This is a genomic window from Nonomuraea sp. NPDC050478, from assembly GCF_044458265.1.
GTDB lineage: Bacteria > Actinomycetota > Actinomycetes > Streptosporangiales > Streptosporangiaceae > Nonomuraea > Nonomuraea ferruginea.
Genome location: NZ_JBITHT010000004.1, coordinates 708,251 through 732,077, shown reverse-complemented (window position 1 = coordinate 732,077; position 23,827 = coordinate 708,251). Strand labels below are relative to the sequence as shown.

General features: G+C 73.9%; 26 protein-coding genes. 18 read left to right on the top strand and 8 right to left on the bottom strand.

Features of this window, described 5'->3' with window-relative positions:
• Nucleotides 1–3 precede the first annotated feature (3 nt).
• Both ACIBF7_RS23340 and ACIBF7_RS23335 read left to right on the top strand, forming a co-directional pair.
• On the top strand, nt 4–1,854 hold the full coding sequence (locus ACIBF7_RS23340; RefSeq protein WP_397198139.1) for an alpha/beta fold hydrolase: 1,851 nt from the start codon (nt 4–6) through the stop codon (nt 1,852–1,854).
• Nucleotides 1,855–1,887: 33 nt separating this feature from the next.
• A complete protein-coding gene (locus ACIBF7_RS23335; protein ID WP_364228334.1) occupies nt 1,888–2,586 on the top strand; it encodes a hypothetical protein in 699 nt (232 codons plus the stop codon).
• Here the strand turns inward: ACIBF7_RS23335 and ACIBF7_RS23330 are convergent, their stop codons facing one another.
• From ACIBF7_RS23330 to ACIBF7_RS23310, 5 genes are read right to left on the bottom strand one after another with little or no spacing between them, the layout of a single operon-like run.
• Complete coding sequence (locus ACIBF7_RS23330; RefSeq protein WP_397198138.1) at nt 2,587–3,300, bottom strand: SDR family oxidoreductase; 714 nt, start codon at nt 3,298–3,300, stop codon at nt 2,587–2,589.
• The gene (locus ACIBF7_RS23325; protein WP_397198137.1) at nt 3,291–4,223 is read right to left on the bottom strand and encodes a VOC family protein; all 933 of its coding nucleotides are present in this window, start codon (nt 4,221–4,223) and stop codon (nt 3,291–3,293) included. The genes ACIBF7_RS23330 and ACIBF7_RS23325 overlap by 10 nt, the downstream gene beginning before the upstream one ends.
• Nucleotides 4,220–5,158: a hypothetical protein gene (locus tag ACIBF7_RS23320; protein ID WP_364228340.1), complete on the bottom strand. Its 939-nt coding sequence runs from the start codon at nt 5,156–5,158 to the stop codon at nt 4,220–4,222. The genes ACIBF7_RS23325 and ACIBF7_RS23320 overlap by 4 nt, the downstream gene beginning before the upstream one ends.
• The gene (locus ACIBF7_RS23315) at nt 5,155–5,592 is read right to left on the bottom strand and encodes a nuclear transport factor 2 family protein (RefSeq protein ID WP_364228342.1); all 438 of its coding nucleotides are present in this window, start codon (nt 5,590–5,592) and stop codon (nt 5,155–5,157) included. Before ACIBF7_RS23315 ends, ACIBF7_RS23320 begins: the two co-directional genes overlap by 4 nt.
• A gap of 50 nt (nt 5,593–5,642) precedes the next feature.
• Nucleotides 5,643–6,659: a zinc-binding dehydrogenase gene (locus tag ACIBF7_RS23310; protein ID WP_397198136.1), complete on the bottom strand. Its 1,017-nt coding sequence runs from the start codon at nt 6,657–6,659 to the stop codon at nt 5,643–5,645.
• Between the two features lie 84 nt (nt 6,660–6,743).
• Here ACIBF7_RS23310 and ACIBF7_RS23305 point away from each other — a divergent pair, with 84 nt between their 5' ends.
• The 14 genes from ACIBF7_RS23305 (at nt 6,744) to ACIBF7_RS23240 (ending at nt 18,840) form a co-directional block, all read left to right on the top strand.
• Entirely contained in the window at nt 6,744–7,481 is a 738-nt protein-coding gene (locus ACIBF7_RS23305) for a FadR/GntR family transcriptional regulator (protein WP_148033465.1), read from the top strand.
• A 99-nt stretch (nt 7,482–7,580) separates the two neighbouring features.
• The gene (locus ACIBF7_RS23300) at nt 7,581–8,102 is read left to right on the top strand and encodes a MaoC family dehydratase (RefSeq protein ID WP_219549164.1); all 522 of its coding nucleotides are present in this window, start codon (nt 7,581–7,583) and stop codon (nt 8,100–8,102) included.
• A complete protein-coding gene (locus tag ACIBF7_RS23295) occupies nt 8,103–9,149 on the top strand; it encodes an LLM class flavin-dependent oxidoreductase (RefSeq protein ID WP_364228347.1) in 1,047 nt (348 codons plus the stop codon). It abuts the gene before it with no gap.
• Nucleotides 9,146–10,612, top strand: a complete 1,467-nt coding sequence (locus ACIBF7_RS23290) for a CoA transferase (RefSeq protein ID WP_397198134.1) — start codon at nt 9,146–9,148, stop codon at nt 10,610–10,612. Before ACIBF7_RS23295 ends, ACIBF7_RS23290 begins: the two co-directional genes overlap by 4 nt.
• The gene (locus ACIBF7_RS23285) at nt 10,609–12,189 is read left to right on the top strand and encodes an MmgE/PrpD family protein (RefSeq protein ID WP_397198133.1); all 1,581 of its coding nucleotides are present in this window, start codon (nt 10,609–10,611) and stop codon (nt 12,187–12,189) included. Before ACIBF7_RS23290 ends, ACIBF7_RS23285 begins: the two co-directional genes overlap by 4 nt.
• The gene (locus tag ACIBF7_RS23280) at nt 12,186–13,352 is read left to right on the top strand and encodes a RidA family protein (RefSeq protein ID WP_397198132.1); all 1,167 of its coding nucleotides are present in this window, start codon (nt 12,186–12,188) and stop codon (nt 13,350–13,352) included. The genes ACIBF7_RS23285 and ACIBF7_RS23280 overlap by 4 nt, the downstream gene beginning before the upstream one ends.
• Complete coding sequence (locus ACIBF7_RS23275; RefSeq protein WP_271280274.1) at nt 13,349–13,849, top strand: MaoC family dehydratase N-terminal domain-containing protein; 501 nt, start codon at nt 13,349–13,351, stop codon at nt 13,847–13,849. The genes ACIBF7_RS23280 and ACIBF7_RS23275 overlap by 4 nt, the downstream gene beginning before the upstream one ends.
• On the top strand, nt 13,846–14,271 hold the full coding sequence (locus tag ACIBF7_RS23270) for a MaoC/PaaZ C-terminal domain-containing protein (RefSeq protein ID WP_397198131.1): 426 nt from the start codon (nt 13,846–13,848) through the stop codon (nt 14,269–14,271). The genes ACIBF7_RS23275 and ACIBF7_RS23270 overlap by 4 nt, the downstream gene beginning before the upstream one ends.
• Nucleotides 14,268–15,413: an acetyl-CoA acetyltransferase gene (locus ACIBF7_RS23265; protein WP_397198130.1), complete on the top strand. Its 1,146-nt coding sequence runs from the start codon at nt 14,268–14,270 to the stop codon at nt 15,411–15,413. The genes ACIBF7_RS23270 and ACIBF7_RS23265 overlap by 4 nt, the downstream gene beginning before the upstream one ends.
• Complete coding sequence (locus ACIBF7_RS23260; protein WP_148033458.1) at nt 15,410–15,808, top strand: Zn-ribbon domain-containing OB-fold protein; 399 nt, start codon at nt 15,410–15,412, stop codon at nt 15,806–15,808. The genes ACIBF7_RS23265 and ACIBF7_RS23260 overlap by 4 nt, the downstream gene beginning before the upstream one ends.
• Before the next feature lie 2 nt (nt 15,809–15,810).
• Nucleotides 15,811–16,971 carry an acyl-CoA dehydrogenase family protein gene (locus tag ACIBF7_RS23255; protein WP_148033457.1) on the top strand — a complete coding sequence of 387 codons (1,161 nt, stop codon included), beginning with the start codon at nt 15,811–15,813 and terminating at the stop codon, nt 16,969–16,971.
• Between the two features lie 5 nt (nt 16,972–16,976).
• Nucleotides 16,977–17,801: an HpcH/HpaI aldolase/citrate lyase family protein gene (locus ACIBF7_RS23250; RefSeq protein WP_397198129.1), complete on the top strand. Its 825-nt coding sequence runs from the start codon at nt 16,977–16,979 to the stop codon at nt 17,799–17,801.
• Nucleotides 17,798–18,262, top strand: a complete 465-nt coding sequence (locus tag ACIBF7_RS23245) for a DUF3598 family protein (protein ID WP_397198128.1) — start codon at nt 17,798–17,800, stop codon at nt 18,260–18,262. Before ACIBF7_RS23250 ends, ACIBF7_RS23245 begins: the two co-directional genes overlap by 4 nt.
• Nucleotides 18,262–18,840, top strand: a complete 579-nt coding sequence (locus tag ACIBF7_RS23240; RefSeq protein WP_397198127.1) for a hypothetical protein — start codon at nt 18,262–18,264, stop codon at nt 18,838–18,840. The genes ACIBF7_RS23245 and ACIBF7_RS23240 overlap by 1 nt, the downstream gene beginning before the upstream one ends.
• Before the next feature lie 63 nt (nt 18,841–18,903).
• Here the strand turns inward: ACIBF7_RS23240 and ACIBF7_RS23235 are convergent, their stop codons facing one another.
• The 3 genes from ACIBF7_RS23235 to ACIBF7_RS23225 are packed head-to-tail and all read right to left on the bottom strand — an operon-like array spanning nt 18,904 to nt 22,315.
• The gene (locus tag ACIBF7_RS23235) at nt 18,904–20,319 is read right to left on the bottom strand and encodes an MmgE/PrpD family protein (protein ID WP_271280146.1); all 1,416 of its coding nucleotides are present in this window, start codon (nt 20,317–20,319) and stop codon (nt 18,904–18,906) included.
• Nucleotides 20,316–21,140 (bottom strand): cyclase family protein, encoded by an 825-nt coding sequence (locus ACIBF7_RS23230; protein ID WP_148033452.1) that lies wholly within the window; start codon nt 21,138–21,140, stop codon nt 20,316–20,318. The genes ACIBF7_RS23235 and ACIBF7_RS23230 overlap by 4 nt, the downstream gene beginning before the upstream one ends.
• Nucleotides 21,140–22,315 carry a CaiB/BaiF CoA-transferase family protein gene (locus ACIBF7_RS23225; protein ID WP_222709186.1) on the bottom strand — a complete coding sequence of 392 codons (1,176 nt, stop codon included), beginning with the start codon at nt 22,313–22,315 and terminating at the stop codon, nt 21,140–21,142. The genes ACIBF7_RS23230 and ACIBF7_RS23225 overlap by 1 nt, the downstream gene beginning before the upstream one ends.
• A gap of 273 nt (nt 22,316–22,588) precedes the next feature.
• Between ACIBF7_RS23225 and ACIBF7_RS23220 the strand changes: the two genes are divergently transcribed.
• Complete coding sequence (locus tag ACIBF7_RS23220) at nt 22,589–22,939, top strand: hypothetical protein (protein WP_148033451.1); 351 nt, start codon at nt 22,589–22,591, stop codon at nt 22,937–22,939.
• Between the two features lie 29 nt (nt 22,940–22,968).
• Nucleotides 22,969–23,799 carry an IclR family transcriptional regulator gene (locus ACIBF7_RS23215; RefSeq protein WP_148033450.1) on the top strand — a complete coding sequence of 277 codons (831 nt, stop codon included), beginning with the start codon at nt 22,969–22,971 and terminating at the stop codon, nt 23,797–23,799.
• Nucleotides 23,800–23,827: the final 28 nt, after the last annotated feature.

Here is a 23,827-nt window from a genome sequence, read left to right as displayed (position 1 = left end):
CGGATGGAGCGCCGTTTCGTCACGGTGAACGGCCGGCAGGTCCACTACGCCCGCGCCGGGCGCGGCCTGCCGGTCGTCCTCCTCCACGCCTCTCCCGGCGACTGGCGGCCGCTGCGCGAGCTGGCCGCCGAACTGGCTGGCTCGTTCACGGTGTACGCGCTCGACACGCCGGGGCACGGCGGCTCCGACCCGCTCCCGGCGCCGGACCCGGGCATGGCCGGCTACGGCGCGGCCCTCGGCGAGACGCTGACCGCGCTCGGGCTGGATCGGGTCCATCTGTACGGGACGCACACGGGGGCCAAGATCGCCCTGTCCCTCGCGGTCGCGCGGCCGGAGCTGGTGGCCTCGCTCGTCCTCGACGGGGTCGGGGTGTCCACTCCCGAGGAGCGGGCCGACCAGCTCGCCCACTACCTGCCGCCGGTGGAGCCGCGGAGCGACGGCGGCCATCTGGTGGCGGCGTGGCACCAGGTGCGCAACATGTTCCTGTACTGGCCCTGGTACGACGAGCGCGCCGCCTCCCGGCTGACCGCCGCCCCGCCACCGGCCTCGTACCTGCACGAGGTGACCACGGGGCTGCTGGAAGCGGGGGCGAACTACCCGCTGGCCTACCGCGCGGCCTTCACCTGCGACCCGGTCCCGCTGCTCGCCCGCCTGACCGTCCCCACCCTCGTCCTGGCATCCCCCGCCGACCCCCTCCACGCCCACCTGGCACGCCTTCCCGCACACCGGCTCCAGCTGGAAACCTCCGCCTCCGGCACCCCGGCACTGGCGTCCCGCATCCACACCCACGCGACATCCCACGCACCAACCGGCGCTGCGTCGTCGTCCTGTGCGGCCCCATCCGGCGCGGGATCATCACGCGCAGCCTCGTCTGGTGCGGTCCCGCCCAGTACGGCCGGGCGCGTAGAAGGCGTGAGCCGTCGGTACGTGCCGACCCGGCTTGGGCAGTTGCTCGTCAGAACGGCCGGACCGGCCGACGGGTCAGGGCGGCCGTTGGTGATCCTGCCCCCGGCCCCCGCCTCCGGTCGAGCCGTCACGGACCTGCTCGCCGAGGTAGGCCGCCACCGCCCGGCCTTCGCCCTCGACCTACCGGGAACCGGCGACTCGGACCTGGCCGCCTGGCCCGGATCAGGCCCGCGCGACGGCCTGCCGGGGACCGGCGGCTCAGGCCCGGCGGCCAGGCTTGGATCCGGCCCGCGCGATGATCTGCCGGGAACTGGCGGCTCGGGCCCGGCGACCACGCTTGGATCCGGCCCGCGCGACGGCCTGCCGGGGACCGGCGGGTCCTATCTGGCCGCCGAAGCCGGGTCCGGGTTGCGTGACGAGATCGTTCTGGCTGTTGGGGACGCTATCGACGCGCTCGGGGTCGACGGCGTTGACATCTATGGGATCGGAGCCGGTGCGGTGGTGGCCGTCGCTGTCGCTCGGCTGGGTCCCGGGCGGGTGCGGGCGCTGGCGCTGGCCGGCCTGCCTGACCCGGCCGTGCTGACCGAAAGTGAGGCTTGCGCGCGTACCCCTGACCTGGTGCCCGACGAGCACGGCACGCACCTGCTCAGGGCCTGGCACCTGGTGCGGGACGGCGGGCTGGGCACGGGCCTGCCCGAACTGCCCGGCGGCCGGCCGGACCTGGCCGAGCTGCACCGCAGGACGCTCGACCTCGCAAGGTCGTGGCGGACCTACGCCGCCGCCTTCAGGGCCGCCGCCGCGTGGCCAGGCGAGCCGCCGGTGCCGGTGGTCGCCGCCGACCCGGTCTGGGATCCGTTCACGGCCGGGGCCGTGCGCGCGGCGCCCGGCCACGACGGGACGGGCGGCGTCGCCTCCCTGCTGAAAGCCCTGGACGACGCGGCCGGGTGAGCCGGCGCGTCCGCGAGAAGGAGAAGTGCACCGTTGAGCAGCCGCTACCGGCACGGAGTGATCCATTACATGGGTGACGGGGTGGGGGTGCGCGGCCGCGAGGAGTGGACGCTCACCGCCGCCGAGGACGGCACCCGCACGCTGCGCGCCCACTGCCGCATGTTCGACACGGACATCGAGCGGGACGTCGTGCACACCGCGTCCGCCGGGTTCCGTCCGCTGCGGTCCTTCGTCAGCCACCGGGTGGGCGGCGCGTTCCTGGGCGAGGGATGGTTCGTCTTCGGCGAGGACACCCTGGAGTCGGAGCTGCTGCTCAGGGACGAGGGCAGGGTGTCGCAGCGGGTCCCGCTGGCCGGGCCGCCGCCGTTCTTCGTGCCGCACGCGGTGTGCTGCGACGCCTGGATCGTCCCTGCGTACGACCTCGCCGCCGGCGGCCCGCAGCCGTTGACGGGCGGGTTCCGCTCCTCGCCCCGCCCCAACGGGGCGACCGGGCCGTACGCGGACGAACTGGGCGACCTCACCGCCACCCTGGTCGGCGAGGAGACGATCACCGTGCCCGCCGGCACCTTCCCCACCCGGCACTTCCTGCTGACCAGCGACGGCGGGGCCGAGGAGCACCTGTGGACGAGCACGGACGGGGACTGGCTGCTGATCCGCCTCCGCTCCGACCGCCTGTCCTCCTCCTACGAGCTGGTGGAGCTGCGGGACGGCGGGACACCGCGCATCGGATGATCAGGAGGCCGGGAGCTGTCCCAGGTCGAGCCGGGTGACCACGGCCGCGCCGCGCAGGCGGAGCAGGTCGCGCACCAGGTCGCCCACCACGGACGCCTCCAGCCGGTCCGGACCGGCCCGGCTCGACAGCTCGCTCTTGACCATGGCCGCCACCACCAGGTCGGTCACCTTCACGTGGCGGCCCGCCAGCTCCTGCCGGAGGGTGTCGGACAGGCCGAGCAGGCCGAACTTGGAGGCCGAGTACGCCGCCCCCGTCGGGTAGCCGCGCAGGCCCGCGCCGGAGTTGACGTTGACGATGTGGCCGCGCTCGCCCGCCACCGGCTCCTGGCCGGTCATCTGCCGGGCGGCGGCGCGGGCGCACAGGAAAGCGCCGGTCAGGTTCGCGTCGACGGTCTCCCGCCACGCCTCGTCGTCCAGGTCCACGATCTCGGCCTTGCGGAAGACGCCCGCGTTGTTGACCAGCACATCGAGCCGCCCGTACGAGGCGACCACCCCGGCGACCACGGCGTCCACCCGCTCGGTCAGTGTCACGTCGAGCGGCACGCCGACGGCCTCGCCGCCGGCGGCCCGGATCTCCCCGGCCGTCTCGGCCACCCGACCGGCCCGCCGCCCGGCGCAGACCACGGCGTAGCCGTCGGCGCCCAGGGCCAGGGCCACGGCCCGGCCGAGCCCGCTTCCCGCGCCGGTGACCAGCGCGACCCGCCTCACCCGCACTGGTAGAACTCCAGGACCTCGCCGTCCGGCCCGAAGAAGGACTGGACGAGCGCGGAACCGTACGGCGGCAGGTCCACCTCGACGGGCGGGCAGACGGGCTCCGCGCCGAGGCCCGTGACCAGCGCGGACGTGGCCGCCAGGTCGTCCGTCTCCAGGGAGGCCGACAGGATGCCCAGACTGGGCGGCACGGCCGTGGCGCGCTGCTGCCTGCCGGGGAAGCCGACGTACTGGGCGATCTCCACCCGGCCGTTGACCGTGCCGCCCGGCATGAACAGGTTGATGTTGTGCAGCCCGGTGCCCGGCGGCAGGCGGAAGAACGACTCCATGTTCTCGATCAGCTTGTCGTACAGCACCTCGTAGCCGAGCGCGGTGTAGAACGCGGCGGCGCGGCGGGCGTCGCTCACGTGGATCGCGACGGTCTGCAGCTCGCTCGGCCGGCCGTCGTACCCGGCGAGCGGGCTGGTCGGCCCCGGCTCCAGCTGGAACACGTCGAGCACGACGCCGTCCGGGTCGTAGGAGAGCGAGTCCCAGGCGGACAGGTCCTCCATCACGGTCCAGCGGGTCGGCTGCGACTTCTGCCGGCCGCCCGCCGCCACCAGCCGCCCCACGGCGGCGTGGAGGTCGTCGACCCTGATGTTGAGCGCGTAGTGGCCGTAGTCCTGCGGGCGGGCGTACTCCCCCCAGTACGGGCGGCCGGGGACGGCGAACTGGACCAGGCGCAGCAGCCCGGTCGTCGCCCCCTCCGGCCCCATGACCACGGCCCTGCCGGTGAGCCCGGCCGGCATCTGCCAGGCGGCCTCGGCGGCGGCGCCGCGCACCTCCGCCTCGGCGTGCGGGACGTACCCGAAGGTGTCCGCGTAGAAGGCGCGGGAGCGATCCAGGTCGGACACGGCGACGGTCGTCACCCGCAGTTCGCTGATCACGGGGTGTTCCCTTCCTCCCGGTGCGCCACGAGGTGCACCCGCTCTCCTTCGGACCCGTACGCCACGAACGACCGGCGGCCGGCCAGCGGCCCGGTCCCCGGCACGGCCGGGTCGGTGGCGCGGTGCCCGCCCGCCAGCACGGCGGCGTGCGCCGCGTCCAGGTCGGCGCAGGCGTAGCTGACCAGGCCGGTGCCGCCCGGGAGCCCCGCAGGGTCGAGGTTCGCCGCCGGGTGGCCCTGCAGCTCGATCGCGCCCCGGCCGGTGCCCTCGCGGCCGCTCTTGAGCAGGCTCATGCTGACCGGGGTGCCGCCGGGGATGCCCCAGGCGCGGTGCAGCGGGCCTTCGGTGAAGTCGGCGGCCATCAGCGCCGGCATGCCGAGGCTCCCGCCGTACAGCCGCCGCGCCGTGTCGTGGTCGTCGGTGCGCAGGTGCACCTCGAAGACCGGGCCGGTGCCCCGGCGGGCGCTGGGGAAGCTGCGGCCCTGCGGCTCGGTGAGGCCGGTGGTCAGGATCAGGTGGGTGCCCCAGGGCATCCGCCACACGCCGGAGCGGTGCACGTTGCTGCCCAGCTCCGACAGGTCGGTGGTGAACGGCTCGGCCACGGGCCGGACGCCGGGCCAGCCGGCCAGCCGCCCGGCGGCCGCGTCGACGTCCTCGACGACCAGCTCCACCGAGTCCCAGCCGCGCGGCAGCGCCCGCGTGACCGGCCGCGCCTCGCCCTCGACCAGGCAGACCATCCCGTACGGGAAGCCGGGCGGTCCCAGCAGCGCCCACGGCCGCCCGGCCCATCCGCCGAGCCCGGCTTCCGGGGCGAGTGTGCCGCTCGCGCGGGATTCGAGGCCGAGGACGCTCCGCAGGCGCTCCGCGGTGGCGTCGAGGCCGGGAACCTCGATCCAGACGCAGGCCAGCTCCTCCACCAGCGGGACGTCGCTCATCGCAGCGGGTTCTCGCCCTCCGGCCACCAGTCGCCGGCGCCGTAGGGGTCGGCCAGCGGCTGCGAGCCGTGCTCGTGCACGATGCGCCAGGTGTCGTCCTCGCGGCGCACCAGCCAGGTCATCCGCATCCGGAGCCGGCCCTTCTTGCCGTCGCCCTCGATGTCGTAGTCGATGACGCCCGCGACCTGGGCCAGCGTGTCGGCCTCCCAGCAGAACGGGCCCTCCACCCAGCGGAAGCCGTGGATCCGGATGGGGGCCTTGAAGTAGGCCTCCCAGCCGGCCTTGATCCGGTCGCCGCCGTGCGTGGTCCAGCGGGGACCCTCGACGAAGACGTACGCGTCGTCGGCGGGGGAGAAGGTGTCGAGGACGCCCTCCAGCCGCCGCTCGATGACGGAGGTGAGCATGGCCTCCGCCGTGCCGACCGGTGTTCTCATGGATCCGCCTCCCCGATCATTCCGCTACTCGGAACGCTGTTTCGAAGACTCTAATTGTCTGATGTATCCCGGTCAAGGTGCACCACGGCCTTGCCGGTGTTCAGGCCCGACATGAGCCGGGCGAAGGCGGCGGGCGTCGACTCCAGGCCGTGGTGCTCGTCCTCCAGGAAGCGGAGCCGCCCCTCGGTGAGCAGCTTGCCCACCCGGTCGGCGAACCGCGGGCGCAGGTCGAAGTGGTCGTACACGACCAGCCCGTGCACGGACGCCCGCGCCCGCATGACCGCCCCGGCGGGCAGGACCGTCTCGCCCACCTCGTTCGCGTGGTCGGGCAGGCCGGCGAGCGCCACCCGGGCGTGCGGGGCGAGCCGGTCCGCCACCCCGCGCAGCACCTCGCCGCCCGCCATGTGCAGGTAGCCGTCGACGCCGTCGGGGCAGGCCTCCGCGAGCGCGTCGGCCCACCCGGGGTCGTGCCGGTCGACGGCCGCCGCGTAGCCGAAGAAGTCCGTGGCCCGCTCGCACTTGGCCGGCCCGCCGACGATCGCCACCGTGCGCGCGCCCGCGAGGCGGGCGAGCTGCCCGGCCACGCCGCCGACGGCTCCGGTGGCCGAGGAGACCACGACGGTGTCGCCGACCGCCGGCCGGATCAGCCGGATGATCGCGGCGTACGCGGTCAGGCCGGGCGTGCCGAGCACCCCGAGCACGGCCGTACGGGGGACGCCCGGCGGCACGGCGACCGGGCGGATCGACTCCGCGGGCACGGTGGCGTACTCCTGCCAGCCGGTCTCGGCCACCACCCACTCGCCGGTGCCCACCACCCGGGCGACGGCCCTGCCGGGCACCAGGTCACCCGGGTGGATCGGCGGGTGGCCCAGGTTGCGGCCGGTCATGGCGCCGCGGACCCACGGGTCGAGCGACAGGTGGACGGCCCGGACCAGCACCTCGCCGGGGCCGGGCGAGGTCACCGGCACGGTCTCCAGCCGGAAGTCCTCCTCGGCGGGCACTCCTTCCGGCCGGCGGGCCAGGATGATCCTGCGCGCGCGCTCCGGGGACGGGCTGGTGCTGGTCATGGGGGCTCCCTTCACGTGGAGCATCAGGGTTTCATGTTGAAACACCGTTTCGCTAGAGGGAATCCGGAGTCGTGGTGATCCCGCATGGCGGGTTACGCTGTGGCCGTGCCGACCGACCGCGCCGCTGCTCCGGCGTACCAGGACCTGGCGAGCCGGCTGAGGGAGCAGATTCTCGCCGGCCAGTTGAAGCCCGGCGACCGGCTCCCGGTGGAGCCGGAGCTGTGCGCCATGTACGGCGTGAGCCGCAGCACGGTGCGCGAGGCGCTGCGCGTCCTCTCCAGCGAGGGCCTGCTGGTCACCCGCAGGGGAGTGGCCGGGGGCAGTTTCGTGGTCCACCCCGACCCCGAGCACATCAAGCACTACCTGCGCTCCAGCTTCGCGCTGTTCACCGACGCCGGCTCGGTGGCCAACCTGCTGGAGGTCCGGTGCCTGCTGGAGGTGCCCGCCGCCGGGCTGGCCGCCGAGCGCAGGTCCCCCGAGCAGCTGGAGGCCCTGCGGCGGTCCCTGGTCAAGCCGCGCCGCGACCGGGGGCGCGGGTTCGCCGCCAACCGGGGCTTCCACGAGGTGCTGCTCGCCGCGGCGGGCAACCCGCTGCTGACCGCCGTGACCGCGCCCGTGTTCGGCGTGCTGGAGAGCAGGTTCGCCCGCGACGAGGCGGCGTCCGACTTCTTCGAGCGGGTCGACCGCGACCACAGGGAGATCTTCGGGGCCGTCGAGTCCGGCGACCGCGAGGCCGCCGAGCGGGCCCAGCGCGAGCATCTGGAGCATCTGCGCGAGACCTACACGCGCATCGACAGGGAGCGCCGCCAGAACGGCGACTAGACGAAACGTCGTTGCGTAGAGCGGAACACCGCCTTGACCCTTGAATGGTCTGACGTTTAGGCTCTGGCTGTCAGCGTGAGGCCAGAGCGAGGAAACGTCATGAGTGTCAAACCGGGCTGGCAGGGCCGGTACTTCGAGGACTTCGAAGTCGGGGACGTGTATCAGCATCCACTCGGCAGGACCGTCTCCGAGGCGGACAACACCTGGTTCACGCTCCTCACGATGAACACCAACCAGATGCACTTCAACGCGGAGTACGCGGCGAAGTCGGAGTTCGGCAAGCCCCTCGTGGTCTCCACCTTCACGGTGGCCATCGCCGTCGGGCAGAGCGTCACCGACCTGACCCAGAACGCCTTCGCCAACCTGGGCTGGACCGACATCCGGATGACCCACCCGGTGTTCGCGGGCGACACGCTGTGGAGCGAGTCGATCGTGCTGGAGAAGCGCGAGTCCGGCAGCCGCCCGCACGCCGGCATCGTCACCGTGAAGACCAGGACGCTCAACCAGGACGGCAAGGAGGTCTGCTCGTTCAAGCGGACCTTCTACGTCTACCGGCGCGGCGCCGAGCAGATCGAGGGCCTGTTCCCGACAGCGGAACAGCCGCTCGCCCTGGAGGACTGAGTGCGCATCACCTACGGCCCGTGGGGCGAGACCCTGGAGGAGCAGGCCGCCGCCGCCCGCGCCGCCGAGGAGGCGGGCGCGGAGGTCGTGTGGGTGCCCGAGCTGCACCGCAGCGCGACCGTGTCGGCCGCGGCGCTCGCCCAGGCCACCGGCACCGCCCGGGTCGGCACCGCGATCGCGCTGGCGTTCACCCGCAGCCCGATGGTGACCGCGCTGGAGGCGCTCGACCTGGACGAGCTGTCCGGCGGCCGGTTCGTGCTCGGGCTCGGCTCCGGGGTCAAGCGGCTCAACGAGGACTGGCACAACGCCCGCTGGGGCAAGCCGGTCGGCCACCTGCGCGAGACCGTCCGCTACCTGCGCCACTTCTGGGAGCACTGCGGCACCGGCGAGCCGATGGTGCTCGACGGCGAGCACGAGCCGATGCGGATCGTCGGCTACCAGCGCCCCTTCCCGGTCGTCCGCACCCGGATCCCGATCTACCTGGCGGCCGTCGGCCCGGCGATGACCAGGCTCGCCGCCGAGATCGGCGACGGCTGGATCTCCCACGAGCTGTGCTCGCCCTCCTACCTGGCCGAGCGCATCCTGCCGGAGATCGAGGCCGGGCTCGCCAAGGCCCACGTCGATGAGCGCGGCAAGGGGCGCGGCGACCTCGACCTCGTCGTCTCCGCCGCCTGCTCGGTCGACGACGATCCGAAGCTGGCCCGCCGCCGCGCCGCCGGCCTGGTCGGCTTCTACGCGAGCGTGCGCAGCTACGCGGACTTCTTCGCCTTCCACGACCTGGCCGCCGAGCAGGAGACCGTGATCGAGGCCTTCCGCGGCGGGCGCGGCGCCGACCACCTCGGGGACGTGGTGACCGACCGCATGGTGGACGCACTCACCCTCGCCGGCACCCGCGACGAGGTACGGGAGCGGATCGCCGCCTACGAGGGCCTCGCCGGCTCCGTCAAGCTGACCCCGCCCACGCACGGCCTGCCGGCCGCCGAGACCAGGGCGGCGCAGCGATCCATCATCCGCCTCATCGCCGACATCACGGGAGGACGAGCGTGAGACCGCTGGAAGACGTCCGGATCATCGCCGTCGAGCAGTACGGCGCGGGCCCGTTCGGCAGCGTGCACCTGGCCGACCTGGGCGCCGAGGTGATCAAGATCGAGGACCCGAGGGCCGGCGGCGACGTCGGCCGCTACGTGCCCCCGTACGCCGAGGGCGAGGACTCGCTGTTCTTCGAGACCTTCAACCGCAACAAGCGCAGCCTCTCCCTGGACCTGTCCAGCCCGGAGGGCCGCGCGGTCTTCGAGGACCTCGTCAAGGTCAGCGACGCCGTCTACAGCAACCTGCGTGGCGACGTGCCGGCCAAGATCGGCATCACCTACGACGACCTCAAGCACCTCAACCCGGCCATCGTGTGCTGCTCGCTGACCGGCTTCGGCATGACCGGGCCGCGCAGCAAGGAGCCCGGCTACGACTACGTGCTCCAGGGCCTGGCCGGGTGGATGGACCTCACCGGCGACCCGGAGGGCCCGCCGACCAAGTCGGGCCTGTCGATGGTCGACTACTCCGGCGGGTTCGTGGCGGCCATCTCGCTGCTGGCAGGCCTGCACGCGGCCCGCAGGGACGGGGTCGGCATGGACTGCGACGTCAGCCTGTACGACACCGCCATAGGGCTGCTGACCTACCCGGCGGTCTGGCACCTCAACGCCGGGTTCGTCCCCGAGCGCACCCGTCACTCGGCGCACCCGTCGCTGGTGCCGTTCCAGGCGTTCGAGGCGGCCGACGGGTGGCTGGTGGTCGGCTGCGCCAAGGAGAAGTTCTGGCAGCGGCTCGCCGTGGTGATCGGTCACCCCGAGTGGGCCGGCGACCCGCGCTTCGCCACCTTCGCCGACCGGCGGCGCAACAAGGACGTGCTGCTGCCCCTGCTGGAGGAGATCTTCCGGCGGCGCACGGTCGACGAGTGGCTGAAGCCGCTCTACGCCGCCTCCATCCCGTGCGGCCCGATCAACGACGTGCCCGCGGCCATGAAGGAGGAGCACACCCTCGCCCGCGACCTCCTGGTGGAGACCGAGCACCCGCACTGGGGCACCGTCCGCCAGGTCGCCTCCCCGGTCCGGGTCGGCGCCGACCGTCCCGCCTACCGCCGCGCGCCCCGCCGCAACGAGGACTTCGGCCACGTCGTCCGCGACCTCCTCGGCTACGACGACACCCGGATCAGCACCCTCACCAGCGCCGGCGCCTTCGGCCCGCTTCCCGACGGCGACACCACGCCGGCTTCCGGCGGCGCTGTCCCGGCTTCCGGTGGGGACGCCGCGCAGACTTCCGATGGCGAGGCCCCGGCCTCCGGCGGGAACGCCGCGCCGGCTTCCGGCGGCGCTGTCCCGGCTTCCGGTGGGGACGCCGCGCAGACTTCCGGCGGCGAGGCCCCGGCCTCCGGCGGGAACACCGCGTCGGCTTCCGGCGGCGGGGCGGCTGCCTCCGGTGGGGGGGCTTCGGAGGGTGTGGGGGCGGTGGGGTCGTGACCGTCGCGCGTACTCTCGTGGCCTGGGCGCTCGGGCCCGGGCCGGCGGGCGCGCCCGAGGAGGTGCGGGAGGCCGCGTGCAGGCATCTGCTCGACGGGTTCGGCACCGCCGTCGCGGGCGGCCGGGCCGGGGCGGCGGCGCCCGCGATCGCCGTCGCCCGCGGGCTCGGGGGGCCGCCCGAGTCGGGGATTCCCGGCACCGGCGGGCGCGGGTCCGCGGTGGCGGCGGCGCTGGCCACCGGGACGCTCGTGCACGCGCTCGACTTCGACGACACGCACGCGGGCGGGCTGGTGCACGCCACCGCCGCGGTGCTGCCCGCCGCGCTCGCCGTCGGTGAGCAGACCGGCGCGAGCGGCGCCGAGACGCTCGCCGCCGCCATCGCCGGGTACGAGACCGTGTGCCGGCTCGGCGCCGCCGCGCCGCACGCCTTCCACGCTCGCGGCCTGCACGCCACCATGGCGTGCGGCGTGCTGGCCGCCGCCGTCGTGGCGGCCCGGCTGATGCGCCTCGACCCCGCCACGGCCGTGGACGCGCTGGGCATCGCCGGCAGCCAGGCGGGGGGCCTGCTGGAGTTCCTGTCGACCGGCGCGTCCACCAAGCAGCTGCACCCCGGCCTGGCCTCGGCGTCCGGCATCCTGGCCGCCCGGCTCGCGGCGGCCGGCGCCAGCGGTCCCGACACCGTGATCGAGGGCCCGCACGGCCTCTACGCGGCCCTGGCCGCCCGCCCCGCGGACATCGCCCGCATCACCGGCGGCCTGGGCGAGACGTGGGAGACCACCCGCATCACCGTCAAGCCGTACCCGGCCTGCCAGCTCATGCACGCCACCCTGGACGCCGCCGCCGACGCCCTCCGCGCAGCAGCTCTGGGCGACAAGACCGCCCAGCCGCGTACGACCTCGCACGACGGGGAGACCCGCCCGCCGCGCCCCGGTGAGGAGGCTCGCGCGGGCCGGCCTGGCGACGAGGCCCGTGGGGACCGGCCCGGCGTGGAGGCTCGCGCGGCCCGGCCTGGCGACGAGGCCCGTGGGGACCGGCCCGGCGGGGAAACCCGCGCGGCTCGGCTCGGTGAGGAGGTGGTCGAGGTGATCGCGTATGTGCATCCCGACAGTGCCTCCATCGTGTGCGAGCCCGCCGACCGCAAGGTCGCGCCGCGCACCCCGTACGACGCGAAGTTCTCGCTGCCCTGGAGTGTGGCCGCGCTGCTGCTGGACGGCGAGGTGACGCTCGGCACGTACGAGCCCGGCAGGCTGCGACGACACGACGTCGCCGCGCTCGCGGCCCGGGTCCGCACCGAGGTCACCCCGTTCCCCGGCGTCGCCGCCGACGCGCCCGGCCACGTGCGGTTGCGGCTGGCCGGCGGGCGGGAGGTCGAGGGCAGGGTGCCGAGCAGCGCCGGCGGCCCGGGCAACCCGCTGAGCGAGGCCGCGCTGCTCGCCAAGTTCACCGCCAACGCGGGCGGGCCGTCACCGGAGGCGGACGAGCTGGCCCGCCGGATCCGCGCGCTGGCCGCCGAGCCCGACCTGACCGCCATCGCCGCGCTGGCCGACCGGCTCGCGGCCCCGGAGGAGAACGCATGACACTCAACGCCATCCGTCCCGGCCACTTCCCCTGGTTCCGCTACGAGGGGTACTCCTTCTCGCTCGGCCTCACGCACGGCGCCGACGCCTGGCTGTCCGGCCACTCGGCCAGCGAGCACGACCCGGAGAGCGGCCGCATGGTGGTCAGGGGCGGCATGACCGACCAGGCCAGGACCGCGTACGCGAAGATCGAGAGGATCCTGGAGGCCGCGGGACTCACCTTCCAGGACGTCACCAAGATCACCGAGAACGTCACCGTCCACGGCCTCGGCCACTACCCGGAGGCCGAGGCCGTCCGGCAGGAGGTCTTCGGCGAGCACCGGCCCGCCGTCAGCACGGTGATCGTGGAGCGGCTGCTGCGCCCGGCGGCGTTCATCGAGATCGAGGTGCACGCGAGCCCCGGCGGGCCCAAGGCCGTCTCCGAGTGCGGGGTGGCCGAGACGGCCGACGGCGCCGTGTTCCTGCCGACCCTGCTGCCCGTCGACGAGCACGGCGCGGTGGTGCACGAGGGCGACCTGGTCGGCCAGTACGCCTACTGCCTGGACAAGGCCGACCGGCTGCTGCGCGGCGCCGGGCTGTCGCTCGACGCCGCCGTGACCACGTACGACTACAGCACCCCCGCCACCCGCGACGTCTACCGGCGCACCCACCGGGCGCGCAAGGAGCGGCTCGGCGGCGCGGGCGTCTACCCGGGCGCGGGCGGCATCCTGATGAGCGAGCTGCACCGGCCTGGCGTGCTCGTCGCGCTGGAGGTCACCGCCTCGCGCCACCCGCTGGAGGCCGTCAACCCCGGCTGGTCCCGCTACGACACGCTCACCTACACGCCCGGCGTCAAGGCCGGCGGCATGCTGTGGATGAGCGGCTTCGCCTCGCTCGACATGGAGACGCAGGAGGTCCTGCACCCCGGCGACGTGGTCGCCCAGGCCGAGGTCACCTACGACGCGATCGGGCAGGTGCTGGCCGCCGCCGGGGCCGGGCCCGAGCACCTGATCTCCACGATCGAGTTCGTCTGCCCGGACGGGCTGGCCGGCTACCGGGGCGTGGCGGGCGTGCGCAAGGAGCGGCTGCGCGAGCCGTGGCCGGCCTCCACCGGCGCGCTCTGCGCCGGCCTGCTGCGGCCGGAGTTCCTGCTGGAGGTCTTCCCCACGGCGGTGCTGCCATGAGCCTGCTGAGCGACGAACTCCGCGCCAGGATCGGCACGGAGGTCACCTACACCGCGCCGGAGGAGCTGGGCCGCGCCGCCATCCGCTACTTCGCCAAGGCCGTCGGCGACGACAACCCGCTCTACACCGACGACGCCTACGCCCGCGAGCACGGGCTCCCGGGCGTCGTCGCGCCGCCGACGCTGATCTGCGAGACCAACCAGTACGCCGACGTGCCGCCCGACGCCGACGGGTACGCGGGCCACGACTGGCACATCGACATCCCGGGCAGCAGGAAGGTGCGCGGCGGCAACACGTACACCTTCCACCGGCACGTCCGCCCGGACGACGTGATCACCGCCACCTGGCGGCTGGAGGGCGCCACCGAGCGCCGCACGTCAGGTGGGCAGGACATGCTCGTCGTCTCCTCCGTCGCCACCTACACCAACCAGGACGGCGACCTGCTCTGCACCAACGAGGAGACCATCATCTACGTCGCGCGGAAGGAGGACCGGTGACAGCACCGAGGGTCACACCCGGCGCGGAGGTGCCGCCGCTGGAGCGGACCATCGACCTGCGCGCCATGGTCGCCTACGCCGGCGCCACCTGGGACTGGCACCGGCTCCACTACGACCCCGACTACCTGGCGCCGCGCGGGCTGCCGGCGCCGGTCGTGGACGGGCAGGTGTTCGGGGCGCTCCTGGCCGAGCAGGTGCAGGACTGGTTCGGGCCGCGCGCGTTCGTGCGCCGCCTGCACTTCCGGTTCAAGAACCTCGTCTTCGCCGGTGAGACCGTCCGCTGCGTCGGCCGGGTGACCGCCGTCGAGGGCGGCGTCGTCCAGGTCGAGCAGCGGGTGCTCATCATCGACGGCGACCTGCCGGAGCGGGTGGCGGTCGAGCCGGCCGGAGCGGAGATCGTGCTCGGCGGGGAGGCCTCATGACCGCCGTCGCCATCGCCGGCGCCGCCGAGAGCGACCTCGGCGTCACCGGCAGGTCGATACTCGGGCTGCAGGCCCAGGCGGTGACCAGGGCCCTGGCCGACGCCGGGCTCACCCTCGCCGACGTGGACGGCGTGGCCACCACCGGGGTGTCCCGGTTCTCGGCCACCCAGCTCGCCGAGTATCTCGGGCTGCGCCCGTCCTGGACCGACTCCACCTTCGCGGGCGGGTCGGCGTTCGAGATGTACGTCGCCCGCGCGGTCCAGGCCATCGAGGCCGGCCAGTGCTCCACCGTCGTCGTCTCGTTCGCGTCCAACCAGCGCTCGGCGCGGTCCAGGTCGCTCGGCGGCGTGGTGGAGACGCACACGCCCGAGGCGCAGTTCGAGACGCCCTACGGGCCGCTGTACCCGATCTCGTACTACGCCATGGCCGCCCAGCAGTACCTGCACCGCTACGGCGGCACCCGCGAGCAGCTCGCCGAGGTCGCGGTCGCGGCCCGCGAGTGGGCGCTGCTCAACCCGGCCGCCTACCGGCACGGGGCCGGGCCGCTCAGCGCCGCCGAGGTGCTCGCCGCGCCCATGGTGTCCACGCCGCTCACCTCGGCCGACTGCTGCCTGGTGACCGACGGCGGCGGCGCGATCGTGCTCACCTCGCTGGAGCGGGCCCGCGACCTGCGCAGACCGCCGGTCCGCGTGCTCGGCTACGGCGAGCGCACCACGAACACGTCGATGACCGCCGTCGGCGACCTGACCGTGACCGGCGCCGTCGAGGCGGGCCGCGACGCGTTCGCCCGCGCCGGGATCACCCCGGCCGACGTGGACGTGGCCGAGGTGTACGACTCGTTCACCATCACGGTCGTGCTCACCCTGGAGGCGCTCGGGTTCTGCGGCCGGGGCGAGGCGCTCGACTGGATCGCCGGCGGGCGCATCCGCCCGGGCGGCGACTTCCCGCTCGACACCTCGGGCGGCGGCCTGTCGTACTGCCACCCAGGCCAGTACGGGGTGCTGCTGCTCGTCGAGGCCGTCCGCCAGCTGCGCGGCGAGTGCGGCGAGCGGCAGGTGCCGGGCGCGGAGGTCGCGCTCGCCCACGGCACCGGCGGCATCCTGTCCACGCACGCGACCGTCCTGCTGGGGGTGGACCGGTGAACGCGCCAGAACCCGACGAGGTCACCCTGCCCTGGTGGGAGGCCACCCGGGAGAGGCGGCTGCTCGTGCAGCGCTGCTCCTGCGGGCACGCCCAGCACCCGCCCAGGGCGCTCTGCACCGCGTGCGGCGCCACCGAGGGCCTGGGCTGGCTCGACGCCTCCGGCGAGGCCGCGGTCGACGCCTGCACGGTGGTCCAGCGGGCGATGCCCGGCTTCACGCCCCCGTACGTCGTCGCCAGGGTGCGGCTCGCCGAAGGCGTGCTGCTGCTGTCCAACGTGGTCACCGACGAACCCGGCGCGGTCGGGATCGGCGACCCGCTCCGGCTGGACTGGCGCCCGCTGCCCGACGGTCGCGCCCTGCCGGTGTTCGTCCCCCTTGAAAGGCACGAAAGGTAATCATGGACTTCGAGCTGAACGAGGAGCAGCGGGACTTCCGCGCCCTGCTGCGCGCGTTCGTCGACAAGGAGATCGTGCCCGTCGCGCGCGACTGGGAGCACTCCGGCCGGTACCCGACGGAGATCGTCGACGGGTTCAAGGAGCTGGGCCTGTTCGGCATCACCGTCCCCGAGGAGTACGGCGGCCTCGACCTGGACCCGGTGTCGTTCGCGCTGGTCTTCGAGGAGATCTCGCGCGGCTGGATGGGCGTGGCCGGCATCCTCGGCAGCCACTCCCTGGCCTGCCGCATGATCGCCATGCACGGCACCGACGACCAGAAGCGGCGCTACCTGCCCGGGCTGGCCACCGGCGAGCGCCGCACCGGCATCGGCCTGACCGAGCCGGACGCCGGCACCGACCTGCAGGGCATCCGCACCACCGCGCGGCGCGAGGGCGACCACTACGTGGTCAGCGGCACCAAGACGTGGATCACCAACGCCCGCTACGCCGACCCGCTGCCGGTGCTCGTCAAGACCGACCCGGCGACCACGCCCGCGCACAAGGGCATGAGCGTCCTGCTCGTCGAGGCGGACACCCCCGGCTACCAGGTCACCAAGGACATCCCGAAGCTCGGCTACAAGGGCACCGAGTCGTGCGAGATCGTGCTCGACGACGTGCGCGTCCCGGCCTCGAACCTGCTCGGCGGCATCGAGGGGCGGGGCATGCAGCAGGCGCTGTCCGCCCTGGAGTGGGGCCGGGTCAACATCGCCGCCCGCTCCGTCGGCATCGCCCAGCGCGCCTACGACGAGGCCCTGGCCTACTCCCGCCAGCGCAGGGCGTTCGGGCAGCCGATCGGCGACTTCCAGGCCGTGCAGATCCAGCTCGCCTCCCTGGCCACCACGCTGCAGGCGGCGAGGCTCATGGCGTACTGGGCCGCCGACCAGGTCAGGAAGGGCCGCGCGGACGCGCAGACCGGCATGGCGAAGATCTTCTGCTCGGAGGTCGCGCTGGAGTCCGCGATCAGCTCGCTCAAGGTCCACGGCGGGTACGGCTACTCCACCGAGTACGAGGTCGAGCGGCTCTACCGTGACTCGGTGCTGATGAGCATCGGCGAGGGCACCAACGACGTGCTGCGCACGGTGGTGGCCAGGTCGCTGTCGCGCGGCGACGTCAAGGTCGGGTGAGCGGCATGGCCCGATCCCACCTGTACGTGCCGGGCGACGCGCCGGACAAGCTGGGCAAGGCGCTCGGCAGGGGCGCGGACGCGCTCATCGTCGACCTGGAGGACGCCGTCCCGCCCGCGGGCAAGGACGCGGCCAGGGATGCGGTGGCCGGCTGGCTGCGGGAGACCGATCCCGGGCCGGTGGAGCTGTGGGTCCGGGTGAACCCCGGCTCGCTGCGCGAGGCGGACGTCCGCGCCGTGGCCACCGCGCCGTCGCTGGCCGGGCTGGTCGTGGCCAAGGTCGAGAGCGCCGCCGAGCTGGCCGAGCTCGACACCCTGCTCACCGCGCTGGGCGCGGACGGGGTGCGGGTGGTGCCGCTGCTGGAGTCCGCCTCGGCGATCTTCCAGGCGCTGGAGATCGCGCGTGGCCCCCGGGTGGCCCGTCTGCAGGTGGGCGAGGCCGACCTGCGCGCCGACACCGGCGTCACCACCGGGCCGGACGAGCGGGAGCTGCTCTGGGCCCGTTCCCAGGTCGTGTTCGCGTCGGCCGCCGCGGGGATCTCCCCGCCGGTCGGGCCGGTGTCCACAGACTTCCGCGACCTCGATGCCCTGCGGGCGTCCACGGAGGCGATCGCCCGGCTCGGGTACGCGGGCCGGGCCTGCATCCACCCGGCCCAGATCGCGGTCGTCAACGAGGTGTTCACCCCGTCGGCCGAGCGGGTCGCCTGGGCCAGGGACCTGGTGGAGCGGTTCGAGGCGAGCGGGTCGGGCGTGCTGCTCGACTCGGCCGGGCGGATGGTCGACGAGGCCGTGGTCCGCCAGGCCCGCCGCGTCCTCGGCATGGCACGATGACCGCGGCCGTTCCGGGTGGGCTGCGGGAGCGGCTCGCCGCTGTCACCGGGGTCTGGGAGGGCAGCTATACGCACCTGTCCCCGGCGGGGGAGGTGCGGGACACGTACGCGTCGCGCCAGGAGACCCGTCTGGAGGGGGACCGCTGGTACGAGCGGATCGTCTACCGGAGGCCCGGTCACGACCCCGAGGTGCTGGACTTCCGCGCCCGCTTCGAGGGCGGCGAGCTGCGCTTCGACGACCCGTCGTTCGAGGGGCGGGCGGTGCTGGTGGAGGGGCGCTTCCTGGTGTTCCCGTACCGGTGGACCGCCGACCCGGGGACCGAGGTGGTCGAGCTGATCACCTTCGCGGACGACGACTACAAGGCGCGGCTCTGGCAGCGCTTCCGTGACGGCCGGCTCGAAGGCGTCACGGTGATCGAGGAACGCCGGGTGCCCGGCGCGACGGCGGAGGTGTGGCGCTGATGACGCGTGTGGTCGACCTCGACGGTCCCGGCCTCGACTGGCGGGAGGTCGTCATGCCCGCGAGCTCGGGACCCGTCCGGCTGGTGCGGTTGCACGCGGCCGGCGAGGCGTCGGTGTCGCTGGTCCGCTTCCCCGCCGGCTGGAGCAGGCCGGACACCGGGCACTACCCGTGCGCGGAGGAGTTCGTGGTGCTGGACGGCCTGATCTCGGTCGGCGGCACCGGCTTCCCCGCCGGCACCTACGCCTACCTCCCGCCGTCCACGCCCCGTACGGCGAGCGTCGCGGGCCCCGGCGGCTGCCTGGCCGTCGCCTGGTTCTCCGGCCCGCCCGCCTGGAAGGACGGCCTGCCGGACGGGCCCGCGCCGCGGGTGGTCCACGGGCCCGTCGCCGAGGCGCTGCGGGTGGAGGACGACGTCATCCGGGCCCGCGGCTCCGCGTCCGGTGTCCCGGAACCGCGGGGCCTCGTGTCGGGCGGCGAGGTGGAGGTGCTCTCCCTCACGGCCCGCACCTGGACGTACGGCTCCGGCGTCCCGGACCTCCCCGGCCCTCTCCTCACCCGCTTCTGGCCCACCGCCTGACCCCCGGGAGGCGGGGCCACCGCGGGCGCGCAGGGTGGCGTGGGCGCCACCCTGCGCGGGTGCTCACGGGGTCGTCATCAGCGCGGGTTCCAGGAGGCCCGTGACGTCTGCGCGGGTGGCCAGGCCGCGGACCTCCTTGGCGAGGGTCGTGACCGCCTCGGGGGACAGGACGCGTGCGGCGTTGAGGGCGTACTTGCGCTCCAGCTCGTCGATGCTGAGCGGGTGCTCGGGGCCGCCGCGTGAGCTGTGGACGCGGTGCTCCAGCCGCCGCCCGTCGCGGGTGCGCACCCGCAGCACGGCCGAGAACGCCCGCGGGAACTCCTCCGAGCACTGCTCGTCGGCCACCACCCGGACCCGCGCGGCCAGCGCCAGCCGGCGCTCGTCGCGGAACGCTGTCTCGGTGAAGTCGTCCAGGTGCAGGCCCAGCCCGCCGCCGCCGACCAGCGCGCTGGCCACGGTGTAGGGGCCGGAGAACTTCGCGTGGTACGGGGTGCGCGGGCGGATCTTCTCCTCGTACGGCTCCCCGATCGTGCGCAGCGGGGCCGCGGCCACGCCGAGCTCGATCTCGTCCACGTCCTCGGGACGCAGCCCTTCGGCGCGCAGCGCGAGTGCGGCGTCGATGCCCGGGTGGGTGAAGTGGTTGGACGGGTACGGCTTGTAGACCGTGCGCAGCAGCTCCCAATCCTCCCCGAGCCCGGCGGTGATCGCTTCGGCGTCGTAGCGCCCGTCGAGGAACGCCTGGAAGAAGCCGAAACGTCCTTCGAAGACCGTCGGCGGCCCGGTCACCCCTTCGGCCGCCATGGCGGCGGCCACCACGCCGGAGTGCGCCGCCCAGCCGCAGTGGACGCGCTTGACGGTGCCGCCGGTGCGGTTGGCCTCGATGACCCCGGCGCCCATGCTGGCGGCGATGCCCATGGCGTCCGCGATGCCTGCTGCGTCCAGCCCCATGAGCAGGGCCGAGGCGGCGGCCGCGCCGACCGTGCCGCAGATGGAGGTGGCGTGCCAGCCCTTCTCGAAGAAGAGCGAGTTGCGCAGCTCGGGCAGGTAGGAGGCCATGCCGAGCCGGTTGGTGATCTCGTCGCCGACCGCGATGGCCTGGCACAGGGCCGCGCCGCTCGCCCGTACCGACTCCGCGACCGCCAGCGCGGCGGGCACGACCGAGGCGGACGGGTGGAGCACCGACGGCAGGTGGGTGTCGTCGAAGTCGAGCGCGTGCGCGAGCGTGCCGTTGACCAGGGCGGCCGAGGGGGCGGGCAGCGCGAGCGCGTGGCCGAGCACGGAGCACTCGCCGGCGCCGCCCCACCGCCCGGCCAGCCGCCGCACCGCCTCGTGCGGCTCCTGCGGGCCGGTCAGCTCCTGGGCGGCCAGGCAGTTGCCGAACGTGTCGAGCACCCGGCCCGTGACGTCGGCCATGACGGGCTCGGGCAGCCCGTCACGGGCGGCCGCGGCGAACTCGGCGAGAGCGGAGACGATCGTCATGACGCCAGCACCGCGAGCGGCCGGACCGGTGCGCCGGTGGCGCCGACGACCGGCAGCGGGTTGAGCACGAGCAGGAACTCGGGCACGCCCAGCTCCCGCAGCTCGGTGAGCCGCATCGTCTCCACGATGTTCACCCCAGACTCGACCAGGAGGATCCGGTGCACGGGCAGCACGGAGTGGCCGCGGCCCGCCTGGATCTGCTCGAAGGCGACGGTCTCGCCGCCGGCCACCCGCACGCCCTGCTCGGCCAGCCAGCGGGCCGCGTCCGGACCGGGGCCGGGCACGCCGCCCTCCTCGCCGATGAACCGGCCGGGCCGGTCCCACTCCCGAGACCAGCCGGTGCCGATGAGCACCGCGTCGCCGGGCCGGATCCGCACGCCGGCCCGGTCCCGCGCGGCCTCCAGATCGGCGCGGGTCACCTCGTAGCCGGGCGGGAGCACGTCGGCGCCGTGCAGGGCGGCCACGTCGAGCAGCACCCCGCGTCCCACGTACGGGGGGAAGGCGTCGATGCCCAGCCGGGACAGGCCCTGGTGCGACTGGACCCCGGCGGCCTCGACGCCGCCGTACAGGTAGCCGTCCTGTGAGACGTGGCCGAGCGCGTCGACGTGGGTGCCCACGTGGCCGCCGGTCAGGATCACCTCGTTGGCGGCCGAGCCGCCGTCCTCGCGCACCATGTCGCCGTGCCGGCGCTCGATGACCATCCGGAACCGCGGATGGCTCGGTGACTGCGGCATGCCCGTCCGCATGGGCTGCGCGAGGTCGACGATCCTGGCACCGTCGAGGCGCTCCCAGAGCGTCGGCAGCGTGCTCGTCTCGGTCATCACACGATCCCCTTGTCTCGCAGGGCGGCCAGATCCTCGGCGCTCACGCCGAGCCCGCCCCACACGTCGTCGTTGTCGGCGCCCCTGGCGCGGCCGCTCCAGCGGATGGAGCCGGGCGTCGCCGAGAGGCGGAAGAGCACGTTCTGCATCCGCAGCGGCCCGAGGTCCTCGTCGTCGACCGTGGTGATCGTGTCGAGGGCCTGGTACTGCGGGTCCGCGAACACGTCGCGGATGTCGTAGATGGGGGCGACCGCCGCCTGGGCCGCCTCGAACTCGCGTACCACCTCGTCCAGGTCGCGTTCGGCGATCCAGCCGCCGACGTACGCGTCGAGCAGGTCGGCGTGCTCCGCGCGCTCGGCCCCGGAGGCGAACCACGGCTCGTCGATCACCTCGGGGTGCCCGACCAGGCGCATGACCCGCTCGGCGATGGAGTTCGCCGAGGTGGAGATCGCCACCCAGCGGCCGTCCCTGGTCTGGTAGGTGTTGCGCGGCGCGTTGTTGACCGAGCGGTTGCCGGTGCGCGGCTGGACCCGGCCGAGCTGGTCCCACACCATGGGCTGCGGGCCGAGCAGGGTGACCAGCGGCTCGATGATGGCCAGGTCGACGACCTGGCCGCGGCCGGTGCCGCCGGGGCTGTCGCGGTGGTGCAGCGCCATCGTGACGGCGCTCACGCAGGTCAGCGCCGCCACGCCGTCGGCCAGGCCGAACGGCGGCAGCGTCGGCGGCCCGTCCGGCTCGCCGGTGACCGCCGCGAAGCCGCTCATCGACTCGGCGAGGGTGCCGAACCCGGGCCTCCTGGAGTACGGACCGTGCTGCCCGAAGCCGGTCACCCGGGCGATCACCAGCCGGGGGTTGAGCTCCAGCAGCGTGTCAGGGGACAGGCCCCAGCGCTCCAGGGTGCCGGGACGGAAGTTCTCGATCAGCACGTCGGCCCGGGCGAGCAGCCGTTTGAGCAGGTCGGCGCCCTCGGGCCGCCCCAGGTTGGCGGTCACGGTCCGCTTGTTGCGGCCGAGCATCTTCCACCACAGGCCGATCCCGTCCTTGCTCGCGCCGTGGGTGCGGGAGGGGTCGCCGCGGTCGGGGTGCTCGACCTTGACGACGTCGGCGCCGTAGTCGCCCAGGATCGTCGCCGCCAGGGGGCCCGCGAACAGGGTGGCCGCGTCGACCACCACCAGGCCTGCCAGGGGACCCGGCGGCGCGGTGCGCTGGTCGTCGGTCGCTGATCGGTCCCTCGGGACGATCTGCTCTGCCTCCACGGAATCGGCCTCCTCAGATGGCTGGATGTGCGTCAGGCCAGTCGGTGCCCGCGTCGCCGCACGGTGCGGCGGGAACCCGGGGCCGCGAATCGCCGCAGGACAGCGTCCGGCACCGGGTCTTCCCAATATATTGAAACAGCGTTACTGTGTGCGGAACAACCCCGCCTGAGTGCCAACCTGGAGCTCTTCGCAATGATCTACCTCGTCTACCGGATGAAACTGCGTTCCCGGGCGCGGCAGGACATGAAGGGTTTCTGGCAGTGGCTGGAAGACCGGGAAAGCTGGTTCTACCGGGATCTGCCGATGGTCAGCGAGGTCCGCTGGTACTACAGCGCCGTCGGCGACGTCTACACGCTGGAGAACTGGGCGGCCTTCGAGGACGAGGCGGCCTGGGGCGAGTACCGCAAGGCGCTGTCCACCCTCAAGGCGGACGACGGCTGGGAGAACCAGCGGGTCAGCCAGGACGAGTGGTGGGAGTTCCTGGACACGCGAATTGTCACCGATCTTCCTGCGCGCGTCGGTTTTCACCGCCAAGGTAGATAGCCGATTCTGATCGTTTCCTTGGAGGACAGATGCCGACCAAGAACGCCGGCACCGCGACCAGCGGCAAGGCGCCCGCGAGGGAGAACTCCGGCCAGGCCATCGCCACCGTCGAGCGGGCCGCGGACGTGCTCATGCACTTCGCCGAGACCCCCTCGAACACGCTGGGCGTGACCGAGATCGCCGAGGCGCTGGGCATGTCCAAGGCCGCCGTGCACCGGATCCTCGCCTCGCTGCGCGTGCGCGGGCTGATCGAACTGGACCAGTCGACCCGGCGCTACTCGCTCGGCGTCGGCGCGATGCGGCTGGGCCTGGCCTATCTCGACCGGATCGACGTGCGGCGGATCGCCGCGCCGGAGCTGGTGACGCTCTCCCAGCGCACCGACGAGACGGCCACCCTGTCGATCCGCACCGGTAACTACCGGATATACGTGGACCAGGTGACCCCGGCCCGCGAGGTCATCATGAGCGTGAACCTCGGCGTGGCCCACCCGCTGCACGCGGGCGCCTCGTCCAAGGCCTTCCTCGCCTTCCTCACCGAGGAGGAGATGGAGAACTACCTGTCGCTCGGCGCGCTGGAGCCGCTGACCGGCAACACCATCGTCGACAAGGCCCGGCTCCGCAGGGAGCTGGCCTCGATCCGCGAGGGCGGCTACGCCCAGTCCTTCTCCGAGCGCATGTCCGGCGCGGCCTCCGTGGCGGCGCCCATCCTCGACCACCACGGCAGGCCGGTGGCGGTCGTCAGCGTCTGCGGGCCGGTGGAGCGCTTCCGCGCCGAGGTCGGGGAATGCGTCGCGAGGCTTCTCGAATCAACCGCACGACTGTCCGCCCAGATGGGCTGGAACGCATCCGAAAGGGGGTGACGGCCGGTACCCCCGGGCCCGGCCATCT